The sequence below is a fragment of the Vibrio chemaguriensis genome (assembly GCF_012275705.1).
GTDB classification, from domain to species: Bacteria; Pseudomonadota; Gammaproteobacteria; order Enterobacterales; family Vibrionaceae; genus Vibrio; species Vibrio diabolicus.
The window spans coordinates 52,254-69,732 of the sequence record NZ_SHOE01000024.1 but is presented as its reverse complement, the minus strand read 5'-3'; the positions used below and the strand labels follow the sequence as shown (position 1 = coordinate 69,732).

Sequence of the window (17,479 nt, the reverse complement as noted above, 5' to 3'; positions counted from 1 at the left end):
TGTATAGTCATTTGTCACTTTTTTTTTTTTTATTCTGTTGTTTTTTTTTTTTTTTTCAGATGTGTATAAGAGACAGCCCAAATGACGTCAAGATGCAGAAATCGTGTCAGTGACATGCTCCGCAGGGCGAGTTGCCTTATCCCACAGCCTTTGTTAACGATTTTTGATTTAGAACCACTAGATCTTCAAATCGTTGCCGTGCCTGTGAGCCAAGTCATTCTCGCTGAACCTAGCACCTTGAGGTTATTTGGGGATATTTGGGGATAGTATCCTTTATCAATTTGCACTATCTTTGTGGCTTCTATCAAATCACTTAGTTATCAACAAACATGAATCTTGCATTGCTCAGTATGTTCATCCCTACCTTCTTTTTTGTCTCAATTACACCAGGAATGTGCATGACGCTCGCCTTAACGCTAGGAATGAGTATCGGTTATCGCCGCACATTATGGATGATGATTGGTGAACTCGTCGGTGTCGCGCTGGTTTCAGTCTCGGCAGTACTAGGGATCGCAGCGATCATGCTCAACTATCCTTGGATGTTTATCGCACTAAAGTTTATTGGTGGCGGCTACTTACTCTATCTTGGTGTAGAAATGTGGCGATCTCGAGGTAAGTTAGCAATAAATGTCGATAATTTGGAGACACCCAGAAGTGGTAATGTCGCGCTCATCATGCAAGGCTTCGTTACCGCTATCGCAAACCCAAAAGGCTGGGCATTTATGATTTCTCTGCTGCCGCCTTTTATCGATCAAAATGCGGCTCTTGCTCCACAGCTGATCGTGCTTGTCTCCATCATTCTTCTTTTTGAGTTCATTTGTATGTCTCTGTATGCCACGGGTGGTAAAGGACTGAAACGCGTGTTGGGTCAATCAAAGAATGTGCGCCTGATGAACCGTATCGCGGGCACTTTAATGATGGGGGTTGGTGTTTGGCTATTACTGAGCTAAAGCAACGCTGGAAATGATGAAAAATATCCTAAGAAAAATTACGCGAAACATAAGTGAAGTATTAGATTTTCAGGCCCGGGTTTGGGTCGTAAACGTTTATGCTGGAGAACACAAAGGCGAATCTTACGTTGTAAACGAAGACAGCTTTTCCGAGCCATTGCAATGGATGAAAAAGAAAGGTTATCACACATCCATGCTGCGCCTGGTTGAATCGATGAAGCGCTCTCAAATCATTGAGTTCGATTTAGGTCACGTCAAACACCGCCTGATGCGTGTGAAATAGCACAAAGTAAAACGCCACTCAAACTGAGTGGCGCAAGCACTTTTTACCTTCAGCACCTCGTATTACGGCGCGGTATCAATCTCAACAGGCAAGTAATGCTTCGGTTCGAGCTTGAACAGTTCAGGTAATACGGTACCAATGGAAATGGAAGACCATGTACCTGATAGCACACCAATAAACATCGCTGTTGAGAAACCCGCTAGCGGTGCTCCCCCCATAATCCATAGTGCACCAACAGTAATCAGTGTTGTGCCTGAAGTCACCATCGTTCTAGAGAACGTCGCGATGACAGCCTGGTCATTGATGTCTTCCATTTTCCAACTTTGTTTCGCGATCAGTAGCTCACGAATTCGATCTGAAATGATGATCGAATCATTCAATGAGTAGCCTAAAATTGCCAATACGGCAGCAAAAACCGTTAAGTTGAATTCCATTTGGGTAACGGCGAAGAAGCCGAGGACGACAATTACGTCATGAGCCAGAGCAAATACAGAGCCACTCGCTAAGCGCCATTCAAAACGGAAACACAAGTAACCAAGGATGCTCAGCACACAAATCAATAGTGCTAAACCGCCTTGGTCAAACAAATCCTGGCCAACTTGAGCACCAACAATACTGTTGCTGACGACATCAACTTGATGTGAAACTGGCTTTAATACCTCTTCCACACTTGGCAGAGTTTGCCCTTCTTCAGGGGCGGAGTAGCGAATGAGCCAACGACCATCTTCACCTGTGCGGGTGACAGAGGTTGATTCACCAAGTTTTGGTTGTAGTGCATCAAGCAGATCGTGGTTGGTTAACGACTTATCGACTTTCACTTCTGTCACCATACCACCAGTAAAATCCAAGCCTAGGTTCAACCCTTTAAAGCCCAGAGCACCAAGTGCGATCACCGTCAAAACGATAGAAACTAGCGTAGTAAAGTGGCGAATTTTACGAATATTTTGTTTTAGCATTTCGACCATGATTAAACCCTCACATCACGACGGGCATCTCGGCCCCAAATTAAATTGATCATTGCTCGAGAGGCAAATACGCCTGTAAACATACTGGTTAACAAACCTAATCCGAGTGTTAAGGCAAAGCCTTGGATTGGACCGTTACCGATGGCGTATAAAATCACGGCGGTGATCATGGTAGTAATGTTGGCATCAAGAATGGTCGAGAACGCGCTATCAAAGCCCAGATCAATCGCTTGAGCGAAACTGCGGCCTTCACGCATTTTGTCCTTAATACGTTCGAAGATAATAACGTTGGTGTCCACTGCCATACCAACGGTTAACACCAACCCTGCAATACCTGGAAGCGTTAGCACCGCACCTGGTAACAAGGCAATTAAGCCAAGCAAACAAAGCATGTTGGCACAAAGCGCCACGTTCGCCACCCAACCTAAGCGGCGGTACCAAAGGGCCATAAAGGTCAGTGTTAAACCCATACCCAAAGCAAGTGCCGCAAAACCATTTTCAATGTTTTCAGCCCCCAAAGAAGCACCAATAGTACGCTCCTCTACGATAGTAACCGGGGCTGTTAGCGAACCCGCACGAAGTAATAGCGCTAACTGCTGCGCTTCGTCCATGCTGCCAGCGCCGGTAATACGGAACTGGCTACCAAGTTGAGATTGAATAGTCGCAACGCTGATAACGCGCTCGCTGCGCTCTGTTACGCCACGATCGTTTGTCTTGTATTCGCGATAAACCGTCGCCATTGGCTTGCCAATATGCGTTGCAGAGAAATCACTCATCTTTTTACCGCCCGCGTGGTCAAGCGAGATGTTAACTTCTGACATACCCATATTGTCGACGCCTGCACGAGCGTTAACAATGTGCTCACCCGTTAGGACTGGTCGTTTCTCTAGAACAACAGTTCGGCCATCGTTATCTTTCAGTACAAGATCTTGGCCGCTTCGCGCTTGGCCTGCATCTTTCACTTCGTAGAATGCCAAACTCGCAGTGGCACCAATAACGTTTTTCGCTTGTGCTGGGTCTTGTACACCTGGGAGCTCAATACGAATGCTGTCTTTACCCTGACGCTGAACTAATGCTTCCGTAATACCTAGCTCTTCAATACGACCACGCATAATCTTCAAGTTTTGTTGCAATGTCGTTGATTGGAACTCTTGAATATTCTGCTCACTTGGCTCAAGAACAAAACCGCGAGACGAGCTTTTCACCACCCAACCTGGATAGTTTTGACGCAAGAATTTGTTTACTTCAGCTAGGGCGGTATCACTCTCACTGTTTATCGCAATGCGGTTACCACTTTCTGCGCGAATTTGTACACCACGCACGCGCTGATCTCGCAGGCTTGCTTTGATCTCATCGATCAAAGCATTACGTTGCTCCTCAAATGCTTTATTTACGTCAACATTCAAGAGGAACTGTACCCCACCGCGAAGGTCAAGACCGAGTTTGATTGGGCTAAACCCCATCTCATTCAGCCACTCTGGAGCAACAGACACATATGAGAAGGTAATGCTGCCTTCTTTATTTAGCTCATTGTTTAGTAACGCACGAGCTTTGCTTTGCGCATTTTCATCATCGAATACTATGGTCGTTTTGCCATCTTTTTCGATGATTTTGTCTGCTGAGATGTGATTGGTTTTCAGTAGTTGATTCAACTGAACAACCGACATTTCACTGCTGTTTTGGTTTGAAAACGTTAGCTGGATCGATGGTTGCTCACCGAACCAAGTCGGAATCGCGCTTAACGTTAAGATAATGACCGTCGTGATTAATACGACATATTTCCAAGCTGAATAGTGATTCATCAGCTTTCTGTTCTTTTGCTGCTTTGGTGTTTTTTTCATGTAAACATCATCCCTTCACTACAAAGTGAAGCTTTTAATAACAAGGCTTAACACACGACAGATGCCCCCAGAAAAAAATTCAGGGTATGAAATGCTCAGGACGGTTACGCCCTGTTGAATACAATCGTCGTGTTAAGAGTGCACAATGGTGCAAATAGATGGTGTTTAGGCAGAAAATTGACTATTGAGTGCGACGTACATTGCGTTGGTCTCTTTCCAACCAGAAATGCGATGATCGCTTGTGAAATGATAAAAAGTGTTCTGGTTTTGACGCCAATTGATATCCATCAGGCTGTAGGCATAACCTGCGTCAGCATAGAAAGGCGTGTTTAGGTCACCAACAACGTCAACATGCTCATCATCAAGGCCTTCACGTAAGTGAGAAACCCAACGTTGAGTGTTAAATAGGGCTAGCGTATCGAGTCTTGCGTGACTTTCAGAAATCGGAGACTGCGTCGTTTCTTCTGAGACTTCAGAAAAATCGATTGAGGTATTTGCAAAAGCAATACTCGCAACAAATGGTTGCAGCTTAGAAAAGTAAGGTAAATGAGCTTTCTGATCGATTTGCGCAGCAAAAACATGCGCTGGTAGCAACACCATCGCAAGCAGCATAAAAAGCAATTTTTTCAAGCAAATCTGAGACATAAGAACTCACTAAAAACAAAACGAGTCGAGTTTTTTCACTCGACTCGATGATAGTATTCCTATTAATTATGGTTCACAACTAAAAAGTTATAAATCTCTAGAGGCTTTAAACTAAAGGCGCTCTGTTAGCGGTAAAAGATATCGCCTTTATCGACATCTAAATAGATTTTGTTCTCTTGCTCCAAACCACCACAATAAATGAAGTACACATTGCTCTTGTCATAAGTAACCGAACGAACCCAGCCACCGAGCTCTTCAAAATCACTCGGATCACAGGTTTCATCGTCTAACAATTGCTGTGTTTTCTTGCGGAAGATGTCCAAGTGAACTTTTAAATCATCCGACTTCTGCAAATATCCATCCAGTATTTCTAAACGCTCTTGTTCTTTAATAACTGGCTCTGCATCAGATAATCCTTCAGCATTCAACCACTCAGCTTTTTCTTCACCGCCCTCTTCATAAACAAGGTAACCAGAGATTCGATACCAACCATCCACTTTTTCTAACACCGATACTTTTTCTCCCTTATAGAGCGTATCGACAACCAAAGCATTAGCATTTGGCTTATTGTAAACATTGATTCGACGCTCAATGACATAGTATTCGGTCACTTCAGGAGGGGCAGTTTCTAAATCCAGAATCGGTTTGGATATTTCTTCTTCCACTGGCGCTTGCTCCACTTGCACAGCGTTTGGCGCCTCAGGTTCATCTTTCTGCATAAAGAAGAAATAGTATCCAGCACCCGCCCCACCGAGCAACAGTATGACAATCAATGCGATGAGAATTTTCTTCATGTACTTTTCCTTTTCATTCTTTGTTCTTATCTCACCGGCAACACGCATGTCGCGGAAATTTGGGTATATACTCAAAAGGGTCGGTCAACTAACGCGAGCAATAATGATCAACAAACTCAATTGGATACTGTTGTTTCTTCTGTTCCCCATTATGGGGCACGCCAATATTCAATGTAACCCATCGTCGTGGAATGACAATCTTACCCAATTCAATCGTTTAGAGTCCAATTACAATAAGCATGTTGAGGTATTCAATGCACTTTTAGCCGAACATAAGCAGCGTCAGTTATTGTCCCAAACCTTTTCCCTACATGAACTCGTGTTACTTTGGCGCGCCCGCTCGAACCAAAATGCGTTCAAAACTCAATTAAAAGCCTCCATTCAATATAAAGAAGAACTCACGACTAAAGCTAATGAGTTGATTAAATTGAGCACACAATCTCAATGGTCAGCAAATGGATGGAAGAAACTTGCCCAAAAGTGCCGTGAGCCAAACGAAACTGCCAATCAAATCACTGCGGAGTGGTATAACACCAACGCTTTGCAACTTACCGAGGATTACAAACGCCTTTCTTCACAGTACCAAGCACTAGCTCAACTCTATGATAAAGAAGCGAGATCGCTTCAATACGCTCAAGATGTTTCGAGGTAAAAATCGAGCCCGTTTTGAAAAGACGATGTCGGGTTTTCACTCCAATATTGGACGTTATTCGTGCTTTAATTCCCTCTTCTAGTGATCCCAACGTTATATGTAAAAAATGGGACTGTTCCCTTTTACAAACTTGACTAAACCATGACCAAGAGAGGCAACTTATAGAGACATACGTCACAATAATGCTTTACTTATGGCCAATTTTTGGTTAATTTACCCATTAATAAAATTTAATAAAAAGTCACATTTGGCTGGAGATGATGCTACAACCATGGTTATCAATCGATTAAGTAAAAGGGACTGTCCTAATGCTACCAAAGCCAAGTTTTTGTCAGTAGTTAGGCACGTAAAAGAGTTTGGTTCAATCAGCGATTTGGACCTTTGTAAAATTTTCGGAGAAACAATTTGGAGTGATGGGAGGGAATACCATTCAGCTGCGTTCTCATTCAAGGTTGATAGATACACAGGTAACTGTGAAATCTCACAATACAAGCACCAATAAGGCTTAAGAATTTATAAGGCGGAGTCAGGAAACTGATTCCGCTTTTTTGATCATCGCGATCGTAAAGTCGTGATCGGAATAACCCTCGATCAATTGTGCGTCTGGACATAGCCATCGGCAATAGCGTAACACCCCAACTTTATTATGCGATGCGAGCATTCTCATGCTCGGCAGCTTTTCTTCATCCAATAAGTTAAACACGCACCCTTTCTCTGCTGCCCGGTACATTTTCTCGATCATCTCAATGGTATGATTTGGATTCGCGGATTGATAGTTCAATGATCCAGAAGCAAAGACATAATCACTACGGGGCAATACCAACGTTGAAAAGTCACCGCATACGAACTCACTTTGAGTACGAAAGTCCCGCTTTCTGGCCTCAGAGATAAACTGTTTTTGCTGATCAATGCCAATATAACTTTGGGGGCGCAGATTGTTGAACTCAATAAACGCTAATAAGTCTCCGTAGCCGCACCCAATATCTAAAAGACTTGAACCGTCTAACGTTAACCCACGGCACAAAGCTTCAAATCGACTGATTTGGCTGTACTTATCTCTCCATCCCAGCGTTCGCGCTCTGTCTGTACCGAACTGTCGGTATCGTTTTCGGTGATAGTGAGCAATCTTAAGTCTATCGAGAAATTTCATCTTTCTTATGCATAAATCGGCAAGCTTCCATTTCCTTTCACTTGTCTAATCGCCAAGTGCGTATGGATATCTTTTACGTTTTCTAATCGTTGTAGCTTTCTAGTGAATGTTTCATAACCAGCGAGATCTTTGCTGACCACTTCTAACAAATAATCATAAGCCCCTGATACAACATGGCACGAGATCACTTCGTCCATTTCAACAACAGCATGTTCAAATTCATCAATCGAAGAAGCTTGGTGGTTGTTCAAACTGACTTCAACAAATACGGTCATCGCAATACCCACCGTGTCTCTGGACACAATGGCTCGATAACCGCTAATTACGCCCTCCTGCTCTAAACGCTTAATGCGTCTTGCACAAGGTGATGCCGATAATCCTACTTTGTCAGCGAGCTCTGCCGTAGTCAGGGTTGCATCCTTCTGCATCAAGTTGATCAGTTGCCTGTCAATTTTGTCCATTTTTCCTTCCATGCCAATAATCACTAATAATTGGCATTTATACGCGCTTTATCACCAACATCAAGCTTAATTACGTCAAATTTTGCCTCCCTTTGGCTCGAGTTTTATTCAACAATTAACACATCATTTACAAATGGACATGCCGACAATGATCTTGGGATACGCAGCTATATTAACGACCTTACTGCTTTGGTCTGGTTTCTTTATTTCTTTAAAAGGGGGCGCAATTTCTAACTTGCAGCCAGCCGATATCGCGTTAGTTCGCTTTCTAATCCCAAGTTTAATTTTATTACCATTTGTGATTAAGCATAAACAGGCGCTTCGCGTCGTGCCTAAACGCTACCTAACTGGTGTTGTGGTAGGGAGTGGCCTGCCCTACCTGCTGGTCGTCGGCACAGCTATGCACTTCGCTCCCGTGGCGCACGGCAGTGCATTAGTACCTGGCACTTTGCCATTATTTGTTTCTGCTATCGCGGTGTTGTGCTATCAACAGTCGCTGAGTACTCACCGCTTAATCGGGCTTTCTACGGTGTTGTTAGGGATTTTCGTATTCCTTCTTTCTAATAGCGGTGCAGAGTACAACTGGTCTCAATTACAAGGCCACATCTTGTTTCTAACCGGTAGCATTATGTGGGCTGTTTTCACCATCAGTGCTCGTGTTGCTAACCTTAATGCGCATGTCTGTGCTGGATTCGTTGCAATCGCGTCTTTGGCACTGCTCATCATTGCGGTTGGCTTCGGATGGGTAGATAGTTACCTAGCGATAACGCCGATCAGTCAGTGGCCGTGGGAAGAATTATTTGGCCACGCGATGTTGCAAGGTGTCGGCGCAGGCTTAATCGCCTCTTTTACCTTTATCTATGCAATCCGAATTATTGGCGCCGAAGCCAGTGCTGCTTTTGGGTCATTAACTCCAGTCGTCGCGACACTTCTTGCCGTTCCAATTTTTGGTGAACAACCAGATTCACTTACTTGGTTAGCGCTGATGCTGGTAACCTGCGGCAGTATTGTGGCAAGCCAAATCTTTATGAAAGATGGAATGAGCCAAACTTATCGCCCACCACTTCACAGATAGCGATAATTTTACAAAAACTTTTGTCCTACTATCTTGAATAACAAAATGGCGTTTTGATAGCCTCGATTTAACCAATAATTAAAACGCCAATGTAATGCCTGCCACTCATACTAAAGATGAACTGCATAGATTCCTCAAACCGGGAATGAAACTTTCGACTAATTTCGAGTTTGGGCCTAAGGACCAGTATACATATTCCACCACCTATCTTGGGATGAAAGAGAACGCGTATTTGATTCTTGATATACCGATGCGTTTGCTTGAAGAGCAAGTGATGAGAAAACTCCCAAACGCCGATGTCATCGTGCGTGGTGTATCAGATACGGAGTTAGGCCATGTCATTGCATTTAAATCCAGTGTTCTAACAACTGCGGTTCGTCCTTCGCCCCTTTTATTTATTCGAATTCCAGGAACATTTGCAACCAAACCAGTCCGGGAACACGAACGATATAAGCTGCAAATGGATTGTAAGATTGTTCATGCGGGGAATGTTTACGACGGTAGCCTTATCGACTTCTCACTGGCAGGTATTGGTATCTCAACCTTTATAGAGCCTGAATTCAACGTTGGTGAAAGTGTCACTATTGACTCTTCTCTAAGTCACTATATCGGAGAAGAAAATCGGTGTGTCATTGCCAACATTAAGAAGTTGGTGAAAGGCTGGGTAATAGGAATTAAGTTTGAAAGCCCAATAGCGATGAGTCACGAGCTAAAAACAGAGTTACTGGAGCAGTCCTTTCTAACCAGTAACGTCTGAACTTACTGCTGGCTAAAGCGCGTCGCCTCAAAGCTGTTGAGCACTCTGTGCACCGCATAGGTCACGAGCAGAGTGACAACAATAGCAAACAAAATACTACTCACGCGATACAGCGCGCTGAACATTAAATCGCCATCCGGAGTAAGGTATTGGCCAAATAAAATACCTAATGTAGTTAATCCGCCAAACCCAGCTCCTGACCCACTAGACTCTTTTACATGCATATAGCTGAACATCATCGCGCCAATCCACAGTAATGGGACGATAAACAGCAAGGTATCCGACCAATCGTATAGTACGAGCTGCCCAGCAATACCAAAGGTTACCCCCATCAAGGTCCCCATTGCTCTTTTGCGCGCATACCCTAAAGCACCGTTCCAATGCATAGGAAACAATAAAAGCAAGGTTGTCGCCTGAGCGGACATAGAATCACTGAGGTCAAATAGCTGGAATACAAGGAAAGACATTGTAGCGATGCTCGCCCCCATAAGGGCTTCATGACGCATGCGGTGACTCTGTTTAGGCTGAGATGGTTTTGCCGGTGGCTGACGAGGCTCTGCATCAGGGATCAAAAATGTCACGACGTAGGCCACGACCACTGAAATAACATTCGCTTGTAGGTTGCTGAATATCAGATCATTTAAGTCGGTTGTTGGATAACTCGCAAAATGCAGCATGATGCTCAAGCTCAGCACGCTATTTGCCCCAAACAGGAATAAGCTCCCTTTTGACATACAGGCGAACTTATACAAAAACAACCCGAAGGCGATGATCGTCATCATGCCAGGATGTCCACCAAATAGCCCACCAAGAATACCGACCTCCAATCCGCATACGACCGCTGAAAAAATCAGCTGTCGTGCAGCATGCAGGCTCATGACTGGTACCATTCCAAGTAACAACATCGGTGTTACGGTAAAAAATACGCCATAATTCCAGCCAAAGACCTTACATAAGGTGAAGCCAATGGTCGCGCCAGTTGCAATGCGCAAACACTGACGGAAGTCGTTTTCAGACATGGGATGATCCCATAACTTCATATCGCCTCCCCGTTAATAAATGTAATGAAGAAGACTCAAAAATCGGATCTGACATCTCGCTAACCAGCCAGATAACGAGTTTTCTGGCAACAGCTGCACAGTCGCACGTGCCCCGGCCGGAAATGCGCGCTGTTGAGGCTCATCGATAGCTAAATGTAAACGTAAACGCTGCGCGTCTCTCACCCAACGGTTTGAGTCAGTCGGTGTCGCTAAGCGGCCATCTGCATCAAACTGGCCTGAGCTTACCCCTGCATCCACACTCGTAATACGAGCTTCAAATACGTCACCTGGCAAGCTATCAAAGGCCACTAACGCCCGACTGTTCTGATTGAAGTGTCGCAGACTCTTTTCACGAAAGTCGGCAATAATATCCACGTCATCCGAGACTAAAGCCACAAGAGGCGTACCAGCTGCCGCATAGGCACCCGTTTCCAGCTGCAAGTTAGCGACAACGCCATCATGCTCAGCAATTACTTGAGTGTAAGACAGATTAAGTTCCGCTTGTTTTAGCTGGTTTTGTGCCACGCGGATATTTACATTCGTTGCACCTAAATCGCCTCGGTTTACTTCCAACTCTTTTAAACGAGCGCGCGCGGCCAGTAAGTTTGCTCTGGCTGCCGTTGCACTACTTTGTGCGTCGTCACGCTGTTGTTGCGAGGTGCCATTGCGATGAAACAATGTATCAAGACGTTTGGCTTCGCGAACTTTTTGCTCGGCGACAATTTTGCTCGCTTCAACGTCCGCTTTTGCCGCTGCAATAGAAGCATCAAGCTGTTCATTATTTTGAATCACACGCTCAAGGTTAAGTTGAGCCTTTTCTACGGCGAGCTGATAAGGCTGTGGATCAATCTGGAATAGTAGATCGCCTTGGCTTATTTCTTGGTTGTTGGCAACATAAAGATGCGTAATCTGTCCGCTCACACGGGGAGCTACTTTAGTTACCACTCGCGTTGCCATTGCCTGAGGCGTCAATGGCATGGCGAGATCTGCGACTAGAAAATAGGCAAAGACAAGGACAAACGCGACGCAAGAATACTTGATCCAACGTGCGAATTTTTGATCTGGAGTCATAGGCGTTTACTTCTCTTTTAATTCGGGTTTCTGACTTATTCGCTAAGTGAATCAAGTGCATTGTGAGCAATCTGATCTAGGATCAATGAAAGCTTTTGAAGCTCTTGGTCATTGATTTCCGTCAGTAGCTTGCTCCGTACTTGAAGAATTCGAGTCTCCATTTGCTTGAGTAGGGTTTTACCTTCTTCTGTAAGGCTAACAATACGTGCTCGCTTGTCATGCTCACTGCAATGGCGAGTGATCAGAGATTGCTCTTCTAATAGCTTTAATGTGCGCATCAGCGATGCCAACTCAATCTCAAGCGCTTCAGCCAAATGCTTCTGACTAACGTTGTCGCCCATTCGATAAAGTTTCCATAACGCAGTCCAACGCGGGTACGTCAGGTTTAAAGGCTCCAACTCGCGATCTGCAACCATTTTCCACAAACGGGCAACACGAGATAACTTTTCAGCCAGAGAAAGGTCGCGCAAACTGTTGATGTCTTGAATCATAAGATCTACTCAATTACTTAGCTTGCTAAGTAATATAAAATAGTTAGCACGCTAAGTAAATAAGTTTTTGTGATTTAAATCACATAGAATATGCCATTGGGGAACAAGTTTGCGTAACGCAACGTAGTACTTGGGTTGAATAGTAGTGATATACGACACTGAAGGTGATATCAGCACTCCTGGCTTATCAACAAGTGAAGCATTGAGATACAAAAAAAGCACAACCCTAAGTTATGGCGTTGTGCTTTTCGGTTTAGTGAGCGATTGAATTATCAATTAAGGCTCATAGCGAATGAGTTCATCACGTTCGTTCAATTAAGAATCGCTGCTTGAAGTCAACAAAGGCTTCATGCAGCGCATTTTCTTTAATCGGTTTGAGCAATACGTAATTCGCGCCCGCCTCCATAAAAGCATCACTGGTTTCTTTCGCCGTATCGGCAGTACAAGCATAAATTGGCGTGCCTAACTTCAGCTTCTGTCGGATCTCTTTGGTTGTTTCAATTCCTCCAAGATGCGGCAGTTGGTTGTCCATCAAAATCAAATCGTAAGTATGATCTTTTAAGAACTCCATCGCTTCCAATCCATCTTTTGCCCAATCAACCTGCATTTTGTACTTGTTACAAAATGCTTTGAGAATGAAAGCATTGGTATGGTTATCTTCTACCAACAGTACTTTTAGACTCTCTGCGAATAACTCACCAGGTTTAACTCTCAAGCTTGAATCAAGAGGGGTGAGCACTCGCTCACGATCTTTCACTGGCATTGTAATAACAAAGGTCGTACCCAAACCTTTTTGACTACGTACTTGAACGTCACCTTCCAGCATATCGACGAGGCTTTTCACAATGGTCAGTCCCAAGCCACTGCCACCGTATTCTCGAGTGGTCGTTGCTTCCTCTTGAACGAAAGGTTCGAACATTTGGTCAAGCTTATCGGGCTCTATGCCGATGCCCGTATCCGTAATTTCCACTACCAACACACTATTTTCGGCGCCGTAGAACTGCTCCAGTTCAGCATGCAAGCGTACGCTGCCCGAGGGGGTAAACTTGACTGAGTTACTGACTAAGTTAAATAAAATTTGGTTCAGACGAACTTGGTCAGTAAAGATTTCAACATTGGGATCAATCTTGTTTTCAATGACAAGGTTAACGCCTTTATTTTCGCAAATTGGACGATAAATGTTTTCTAACGTTCGAATCGTGTCAGTGAACGAAAACGGGTGCTTTTGAATATTAAACTTACCCTGCTCAATCTTCGAAAAATCCAAAATATCATTCAAAACAGCAAGTAAGTGCTCACCACTATGTCGGAGTACATCAATTTGGTTATTCTGCTCTTCCGTTTCGACCGAGTCTTTTAATAATTGAGCAACTCCTAGAATGCCATTGATTGGCGTTCGGATTTCATGGCTCATTTTAGCCAGAAAATCGGCACGTGCTTGGGCGGATTTTTCTGCCTCTTTACGTGCCAAGTTACTTTGTTTTTCCGCTTCAATAAGCGTCGTAATATCCTGACCTTGAACAATGATACCGCTGATATCACCATCCACTCGAATCGGCGATAAGTTCCAGCGATATACCTTGTCTCCAATTGGTACATTGACGCCAGTTAACGTGGCTCCTTGAGCTGCCATTCGCAGGTGCGGCATCAACTTTTCTTTGAAGCCTTTAAACACTGGGTGCATGGTTTCAATGTCGTTTTCCATGACCAATTCTTTGCGGGCTGCCGGATTGATTTGGATGAGTACGCCAGACTCTGACCAAACCATAATCGGCGATAACGCAAAGTTAAACAGATCGCGGAATGAACGCTTTTGCGCTTCCAGCTCTTCAAAGGTGTTTTCTAGTGTCGAACCAATATGATCGAACTCCTCGATATCCGATCCGCCAAATCGTTCGAACCCTTTTTCTTCACGAGCCGAACGAGTGTATGCCATCAACGAGCCAAGCTCTTCGACAACTCGATTCTCAATCCACTCTTTGGTCATCAACGCAATCATCACCATCCCGATAACCGAAGCCAGCATCGCTAAAAGGTGCTGGATTTGCAGCGTCACAACACTCTGATTGTCCTGCACGGTTAGTAAACACAAATCCGTCGTGGCAGCATTGACTTCGATAGGGGTTTTAATGATCAACAACTGGTCAAGCTTTTGCTGAGACTCTCGCCGCTTCAGAACATCAAATATCTTGTACGCTTCATCTCCGACTAGTGAGCTAGCTAGTGGCGTATCGTTGGCCACCAAAACAACATTATCAACGTTCCCTTCGTTTTTTAGTCTTTCCATCAACCCGAAGTTGTTATCTAGAACAACAACATTGTAAGAATACCCCATCACTTCACCGGTTTTAGGTTGTAAAACCGGTACACGACGCAGTAACAGATGGCGAGTTCCCATTGGGGTATGTGAAGGAAGGTAATACCAATTGTTGCTAAAAGTCACTTGGCTCGCGAGATCATTGAGAATCAAGTTATTGATGCCATAGAAATGCGCATTCCCATCGTCCCAAATAATGCCTTGATGATCGGTGAGAAAGCGAAACTCTGGCGTATGAGAAGGATCACTCTGGTCAATACTCATGAAAAAGTAATTGAGAGCTTCTTCATCCCGTTCTGTATAAAAATCTAAAACAACATCACTCTTCGAGTTACTGTTGTGATGAATCTGAATCGCAGCAAAATGGCTATCAAAAATATTAAGAATCAGCGCTGACGTCTGTTGCTTAGTTCTATCCACTTCTTGCCAAATAATTTGCTTCGAGAAGTAATAACTCTGAACGAAGATGCCTAAAATGATCGGAGCAAGTACGAGAATGATTATTTTCGTAATAAGCGTCGACAATGAGCGACGCTTTCTTGTTTTTGATGTAGTTGTCATCAATTGTCTGAGTATCTAAATGCGCGTTTTCTTAATGCTTCAATTCTTTCTGGAGAATCAGATTTCGTGACGACTTCAAAATCACCAGAATAAACGGTTGGAACGGGTTTCCCTTCAAGATCCCACTTAATCGCTTCTGCCATTGCAATGCCAGTATCATCGTTCATACGCATAACAGTAACGTCTAACTCCCCTTTCGAAAGCGCTTCTAATTCTGCAGAGCCGCCACCCCAGCCGTTGATCATGACATCTTCACGCCCTAATTCTTTCAGCGCATCAACAGCCCCTAGCGCCACATCTGTAGAACACGCATAAATAAAATCGACGTCAGGGTATTTTTCCAAACTCGCTTTTGCTGCTTCATACCCAGACTGCTTTGTCGCTTTGGTATAGTAAGCAGATTGTAGTTCAAAGTTGTTATCACGGTTGACTTGATTGATAAAGGTATTACCTCTGATATCGCTGATATATCCTTCTGAAAAGTAGAGCACACTATAATGGCTCTGTTTTGGAAAACGCTTACCAAACTCCACGGCAAGCTCACGGCTGCCTTCAGCATGATCAAAACCAACATAAAGGAACGGTTGGTGCTCCTCCCAATCTCTTACCGGTGTAGTGATATTTTGTAAGATCAACTTGGTTTTCTTTGAGTCTAAGACGTGTTCAACAAACTTACGATGCCTAGTGGTATCGAGAGTGAAAATCAGATAATCGGAGTTGCTCTTCAGCGCTTCCATTAAAGACAAACTTTGTTGCTTAATATCTGCGTTGGGACGGGTAAATACTTGATTAAGTTGATAGTCGATATCGAGTTTATCTAAACGCTGTTCAAATGCGTCGATATTTCGAATCCAATAATCCGAAATCTGTTGACCTGGATAAACCACAGAAATTTTTAACGGACGCTTTTTGTCTCTTTCAACCGGAACAGGAGTCTCTCGCACGGCGTCAGCCAACGCATTCGTTAACTGCTTCTGTTCTGGAAACTGGTCTAAAAATTCTTGATATGCCCAATACCCGTTGAGGACTTGAGTGGCTTGCGCTATCGGCGCGACAGTGGCCATTGACATCAGGGAGAATACTAACGCTTTTTTCATCTACTGCTCTTTTAGCTTTTTATGAGCCTAATTCAGCTCTATTCGTTACCTAGCCGAGTCATCCTTTACTCTTGTAATCTACCTTCCTCTGAGTGCCTGTTTCAATAATAAATTGGTTCTTAGTCTGAGTTGGAACGAATAAACGTTTATTGTGTACCTAATTGTAAGGTCACAAAATATCATTTCTCCTTTTCATACTCTGAGTGTTTAAACAGAACACCAACCCATTATGCGTCAGTTTGTTCTTACATGGTACTCCAAAACTAAAAAGAAACCGCCTCAGTGGACGGTTTCTTTGTTATTCGGCATGTCGCGAACGCTTATTTCGATAAAGCCATTTCTAACATCATCTGCTGATTTTCATCAACGACAATACTTGCTTTTGACATAACGAGCAGCTCTTTCTTAGCTTTTGTTAGTTGCTTAATATAATACTCAGCCCGCATGGCAAGCGTCTTTGAATCAAAATCCGAAGACCACTCCAATACCAAGGGACCTTTTCCTTTTAAAGCTTTCGCTCCTTTGCCCGTTTGGTGCTGATTGAATCTTCGCTCAACATTGTTTGTGACACCGCAATACAGCGCATTGCGGTTATTTCGTATCAAATAGACACTCCAACGCTGCGCTGTATTTTCAATCATGAAAGTAGTGACTCGACCTTAGCTTTGAGTTCATCGAGCTCTTCTTTAAGCTGAGCAACTTCGAGCTCTAGCTGGCTGACTCGATCAGAATTAGAGCCAGCCGCTGACACTGGCGCTGGCGCTGCAAGCTCAGAGACGTCAACGTCGCCACAGAACAAATGCATATAGCGTGACTCTCGCTTTCCGGCTTCACGCGGTAACTTGACCACTAATGGCCCTTTGTCTTCGCTTGCTAAGTGCTCCAGAACCGTTTCAACTTCTTTTACATCATGAAATGTCGCGAGACGATTGGTACGAGTGCGAATTTCCCCAGGCGTTTGAGCACCACGCAAAAGCATACAGCACACGATTCCCTTCTCTTGTTCTGTCAGTTTTAAATCACCAAACTCCGTATTACAGAAACGGTGCTGATACTTGCTAACACGGCTGTTAAACGCACTTTCGTCACTGACGAGCCTACGCTCAATTAGAGCGTCAACGGCATCGAGAACGTCTGACTCAGAGAGCGACATTACGGGATCACGGTTGCTTTTTTGATTACACGCGTTAGTTAATGCGTTTAGGCTGAGGGGGTAAAGATCTGGGGTGGTGACTTCTTTTTCGATCAAGCAACCAATGACTCGTGCTTCAATTGCCGTTAGCTCAACTTTCATAATGCATTTCCTTATTATTTTTGCATTTGACTTGG

18 protein-coding genes are annotated in these 17,479 nt (G+C 44.0%); 5 read left to right on the top strand and 13 right to left on the bottom strand.

Annotated features, from left to right (window positions below):
* The first annotated feature begins 329 nt into the window (after positions 1-329).
* Entirely contained in the window at positions 330-950 is a 621-nt protein-coding gene (locus EX191_RS18970) for a LysE family translocator (protein ID WP_041853084.1), read from the top strand.
* 16 nt (positions 951-966) lie between these two features.
* The gene (locus EX191_RS18965; RefSeq protein WP_012842361.1) at positions 967-1,233 is read left to right on the top strand and encodes a hypothetical protein; all 267 of its coding nucleotides are present in this window, start codon (positions 967-969) and stop codon (positions 1,231-1,233) included.
* Between the two features lie 62 nt (positions 1,234-1,295).
* On the opposite strand, the gene secF is transcribed toward EX191_RS18965, so the two are convergent.
* The 4 genes from secF to EX191_RS18945 form a co-directional block, all read right to left on the bottom strand.
* Entirely contained in the window at positions 1,296-2,198 is a 903-nt protein-coding gene (gene secF / locus EX191_RS18960; RefSeq protein WP_005397711.1) for a protein translocase subunit SecF, read from the bottom strand.
* A gap of 2 nt (positions 2,199-2,200) precedes the next feature.
* The gene (secD, locus tag EX191_RS18955; protein ID WP_193448278.1) at positions 2,201-4,039 is read right to left on the bottom strand and encodes a protein translocase subunit SecD; all 1,839 of its coding nucleotides are present in this window, start codon (positions 4,037-4,039) and stop codon (positions 2,201-2,203) included.
* Positions 4,040-4,204: 165 nt separating this feature from the next.
* Positions 4,205-4,684: a hypothetical protein gene (locus EX191_RS18950; protein ID WP_193448277.1), complete on the bottom strand. Its 480-nt coding sequence runs from the start codon at positions 4,682-4,684 to the stop codon at positions 4,205-4,207.
* Between the two features lie 125 nt (positions 4,685-4,809).
* On the bottom strand, positions 4,810-5,478 hold the full coding sequence (locus EX191_RS18945) for an SH3 domain-containing protein (RefSeq protein WP_193448276.1): 669 nt from the start codon (positions 5,476-5,478) through the stop codon (positions 4,810-4,812).
* 103 nt (positions 5,479-5,581) lie between these two features.
* Here EX191_RS18945 and EX191_RS18940 point away from each other — a divergent pair, with 103 nt between their 5' ends.
* A complete protein-coding gene (locus EX191_RS18940; RefSeq protein WP_193448275.1) occupies positions 5,582-6,130 on the top strand; it encodes an ATPase in 549 nt (182 codons plus the stop codon).
* Positions 6,131-6,656: 526 nt separating this feature from the next.
* On the opposite strand, the gene EX191_RS18935 is transcribed toward EX191_RS18940, so the two are convergent.
* A complete protein-coding gene (locus tag EX191_RS18935; protein ID WP_005397716.1) occupies positions 6,657-7,280 on the bottom strand; it encodes a class I SAM-dependent methyltransferase in 624 nt (207 codons plus the stop codon).
* Between the two features lie 5 nt (positions 7,281-7,285).
* Positions 7,286-7,741: an Lrp/AsnC family transcriptional regulator gene (locus tag EX191_RS18930; RefSeq protein WP_031780652.1), complete on the bottom strand. Its 456-nt coding sequence runs from the start codon at positions 7,739-7,741 to the stop codon at positions 7,286-7,288.
* Between the two features lie 148 nt (positions 7,742-7,889).
* On the opposite strand from EX191_RS18930, the gene EX191_RS18925 reads away from it, so the two are divergent.
* Positions 7,890-8,816 (top strand): DMT family transporter, encoded by a 927-nt coding sequence (locus EX191_RS18925; RefSeq protein WP_046875882.1) that lies wholly within the window; start codon positions 7,890-7,892, stop codon positions 8,814-8,816.
* A gap of 94 nt (positions 8,817-8,910) precedes the next feature.
* Positions 8,911-9,573, top strand: a complete 663-nt coding sequence (locus EX191_RS18920; RefSeq protein WP_065646235.1) for a PilZ domain-containing protein — start codon at positions 8,911-8,913, stop codon at positions 9,571-9,573.
* 2 nt (positions 9,574-9,575) lie between these two features.
* On the opposite strand, the gene EX191_RS18915 is transcribed toward EX191_RS18920, so the two are convergent.
* The 7 genes from EX191_RS18915 to EX191_RS18885 all read right to left on the bottom strand — a co-directional run bounded on the left by EX191_RS18915 (position 9,576) and on the right by EX191_RS18885 (position 17,444).
* Entirely contained in the window at positions 9,576-10,613 is a 1,038-nt protein-coding gene (locus tag EX191_RS18915; RefSeq protein ID WP_104972362.1) for a DUF2955 domain-containing protein, read from the bottom strand.
* Positions 10,614-10,625: 12 nt separating this feature from the next.
* On the bottom strand, positions 10,626-11,684 hold the full coding sequence (locus EX191_RS18910; RefSeq protein WP_053807920.1) for an HlyD family secretion protein: 1,059 nt from the start codon (positions 11,682-11,684) through the stop codon (positions 10,626-10,628).
* Positions 11,685-11,719: 35 nt separating this feature from the next.
* Positions 11,720-12,175 (bottom strand): MarR family transcriptional regulator, encoded by a 456-nt coding sequence (locus EX191_RS18905; protein WP_005397727.1) that lies wholly within the window; start codon positions 12,173-12,175, stop codon positions 11,720-11,722.
* A gap of 301 nt (positions 12,176-12,476) precedes the next feature.
* Positions 12,477-15,053 (bottom strand): quorum-sensing autoinducer 2 sensor kinase/phosphatase LuxQ, encoded by a 2,577-nt coding sequence (luxQ, locus tag EX191_RS18900; RefSeq protein ID WP_005397731.1) that lies wholly within the window; start codon positions 15,051-15,053, stop codon positions 12,477-12,479.
* Positions 15,053-16,150, bottom strand: a complete 1,098-nt coding sequence (locus tag EX191_RS18895) for an autoinducer 2-binding periplasmic protein LuxP (protein WP_193448274.1) — start codon at positions 16,148-16,150, stop codon at positions 15,053-15,055. Before EX191_RS18895 ends, luxQ begins: the two co-directional genes overlap by 1 nt.
* A gap of 320 nt (positions 16,151-16,470) precedes the next feature.
* On the bottom strand, positions 16,471-16,791 hold the full coding sequence (locus EX191_RS18890) for a GIY-YIG nuclease family protein (RefSeq protein WP_193448273.1): 321 nt from the start codon (positions 16,789-16,791) through the stop codon (positions 16,471-16,473).
* Positions 16,788-17,444, bottom strand: coding sequence for a YceH family protein (locus tag EX191_RS18885; protein ID WP_085343896.1), 657 nt, complete (start codon positions 17,442-17,444; stop codon positions 16,788-16,790). The genes EX191_RS18890 and EX191_RS18885 overlap by 4 nt, the downstream gene beginning before the upstream one ends.
* Positions 17,445-17,479 lie beyond the last annotated feature (35 nt).

Coding starts and splice junctions, on each gene's coding strand:
- EX191_RS18970 (WP_041853084.1), top strand. CDS start 330: ATGAATCTTGCATTGCTCAGTATGTTCATCCCTACCTTCTTTTTTGTC.
- EX191_RS18965 (WP_012842361.1), top strand. CDS start 967: ATGAAAAATATCCTAAGAAAAATTACGCGAAACATAAGTGAAGTATTA.
- secF (WP_005397711.1), bottom strand. CDS start 2,198: ATGGTCGAAATGCTAAAACAAAATATTCGTAAAATTCGCCACTTTACT.
- secD (WP_193448278.1), bottom strand. CDS start 4,039: ATGAAAAAAACACCAAAGCAGCAAAAGAACAGAAAGCTGATGAATCAC.
- EX191_RS18950 (WP_193448277.1), bottom strand. CDS start 4,684: ATGTCTCAGATTTGCTTGAAAAAATTGCTTTTTATGCTGCTTGCGATG.
- EX191_RS18945 (WP_193448276.1), bottom strand. CDS start 5,478: ATGAAGAAAATTCTCATCGCATTGATTGTCATACTGTTGCTCGGTGGG.
- EX191_RS18940 (WP_193448275.1), top strand. CDS start 5,582: ATGATCAACAAACTCAATTGGATACTGTTGTTTCTTCTGTTCCCCATT.
- EX191_RS18935 (WP_005397716.1), bottom strand. CDS start 7,280: ATGAAATTTCTCGATAGACTTAAGATTGCTCACTATCACCGAAAACGA.
- EX191_RS18930 (WP_031780652.1), bottom strand. CDS start 7,741: ATGGACAAAATTGACAGGCAACTGATCAACTTGATGCAGAAGGATGCA.
- EX191_RS18925 (WP_046875882.1), top strand. CDS start 7,890: ATGATCTTGGGATACGCAGCTATATTAACGACCTTACTGCTTTGGTCT.
- EX191_RS18920 (WP_065646235.1), top strand. CDS start 8,911: ATGCCTGCCACTCATACTAAAGATGAACTGCATAGATTCCTCAAACCG.
- EX191_RS18915 (WP_104972362.1), bottom strand. CDS start 10,613: ATGAAGTTATGGGATCATCCCATGTCTGAAAACGACTTCCGTCAGTGT.
- EX191_RS18910 (WP_053807920.1), bottom strand. CDS start 11,684: ATGACTCCAGATCAAAAATTCGCACGTTGGATCAAGTATTCTTGCGTC.
- EX191_RS18905 (WP_005397727.1), bottom strand. CDS start 12,175: ATGATTCAAGACATCAACAGTTTGCGCGACCTTTCTCTGGCTGAAAAG.
- luxQ (WP_005397731.1), bottom strand. CDS start 15,053: ATGACAACTACATCAAAAACAAGAAAGCGTCGCTCATTGTCGACGCTT.
- EX191_RS18895 (WP_193448274.1), bottom strand. CDS start 16,150: ATGAAAAAAGCGTTAGTATTCTCCCTGATGTCAATGGCCACTGTCGCG.
- EX191_RS18890 (WP_193448273.1), bottom strand. CDS start 16,791: ATGATTGAAAATACAGCGCAGCGTTGGAGTGTCTATTTGATACGAAAT.
- EX191_RS18885 (WP_085343896.1), bottom strand. CDS start 17,444: ATGAAAGTTGAGCTAACGGCAATTGAAGCACGAGTCATTGGTTGCTTG.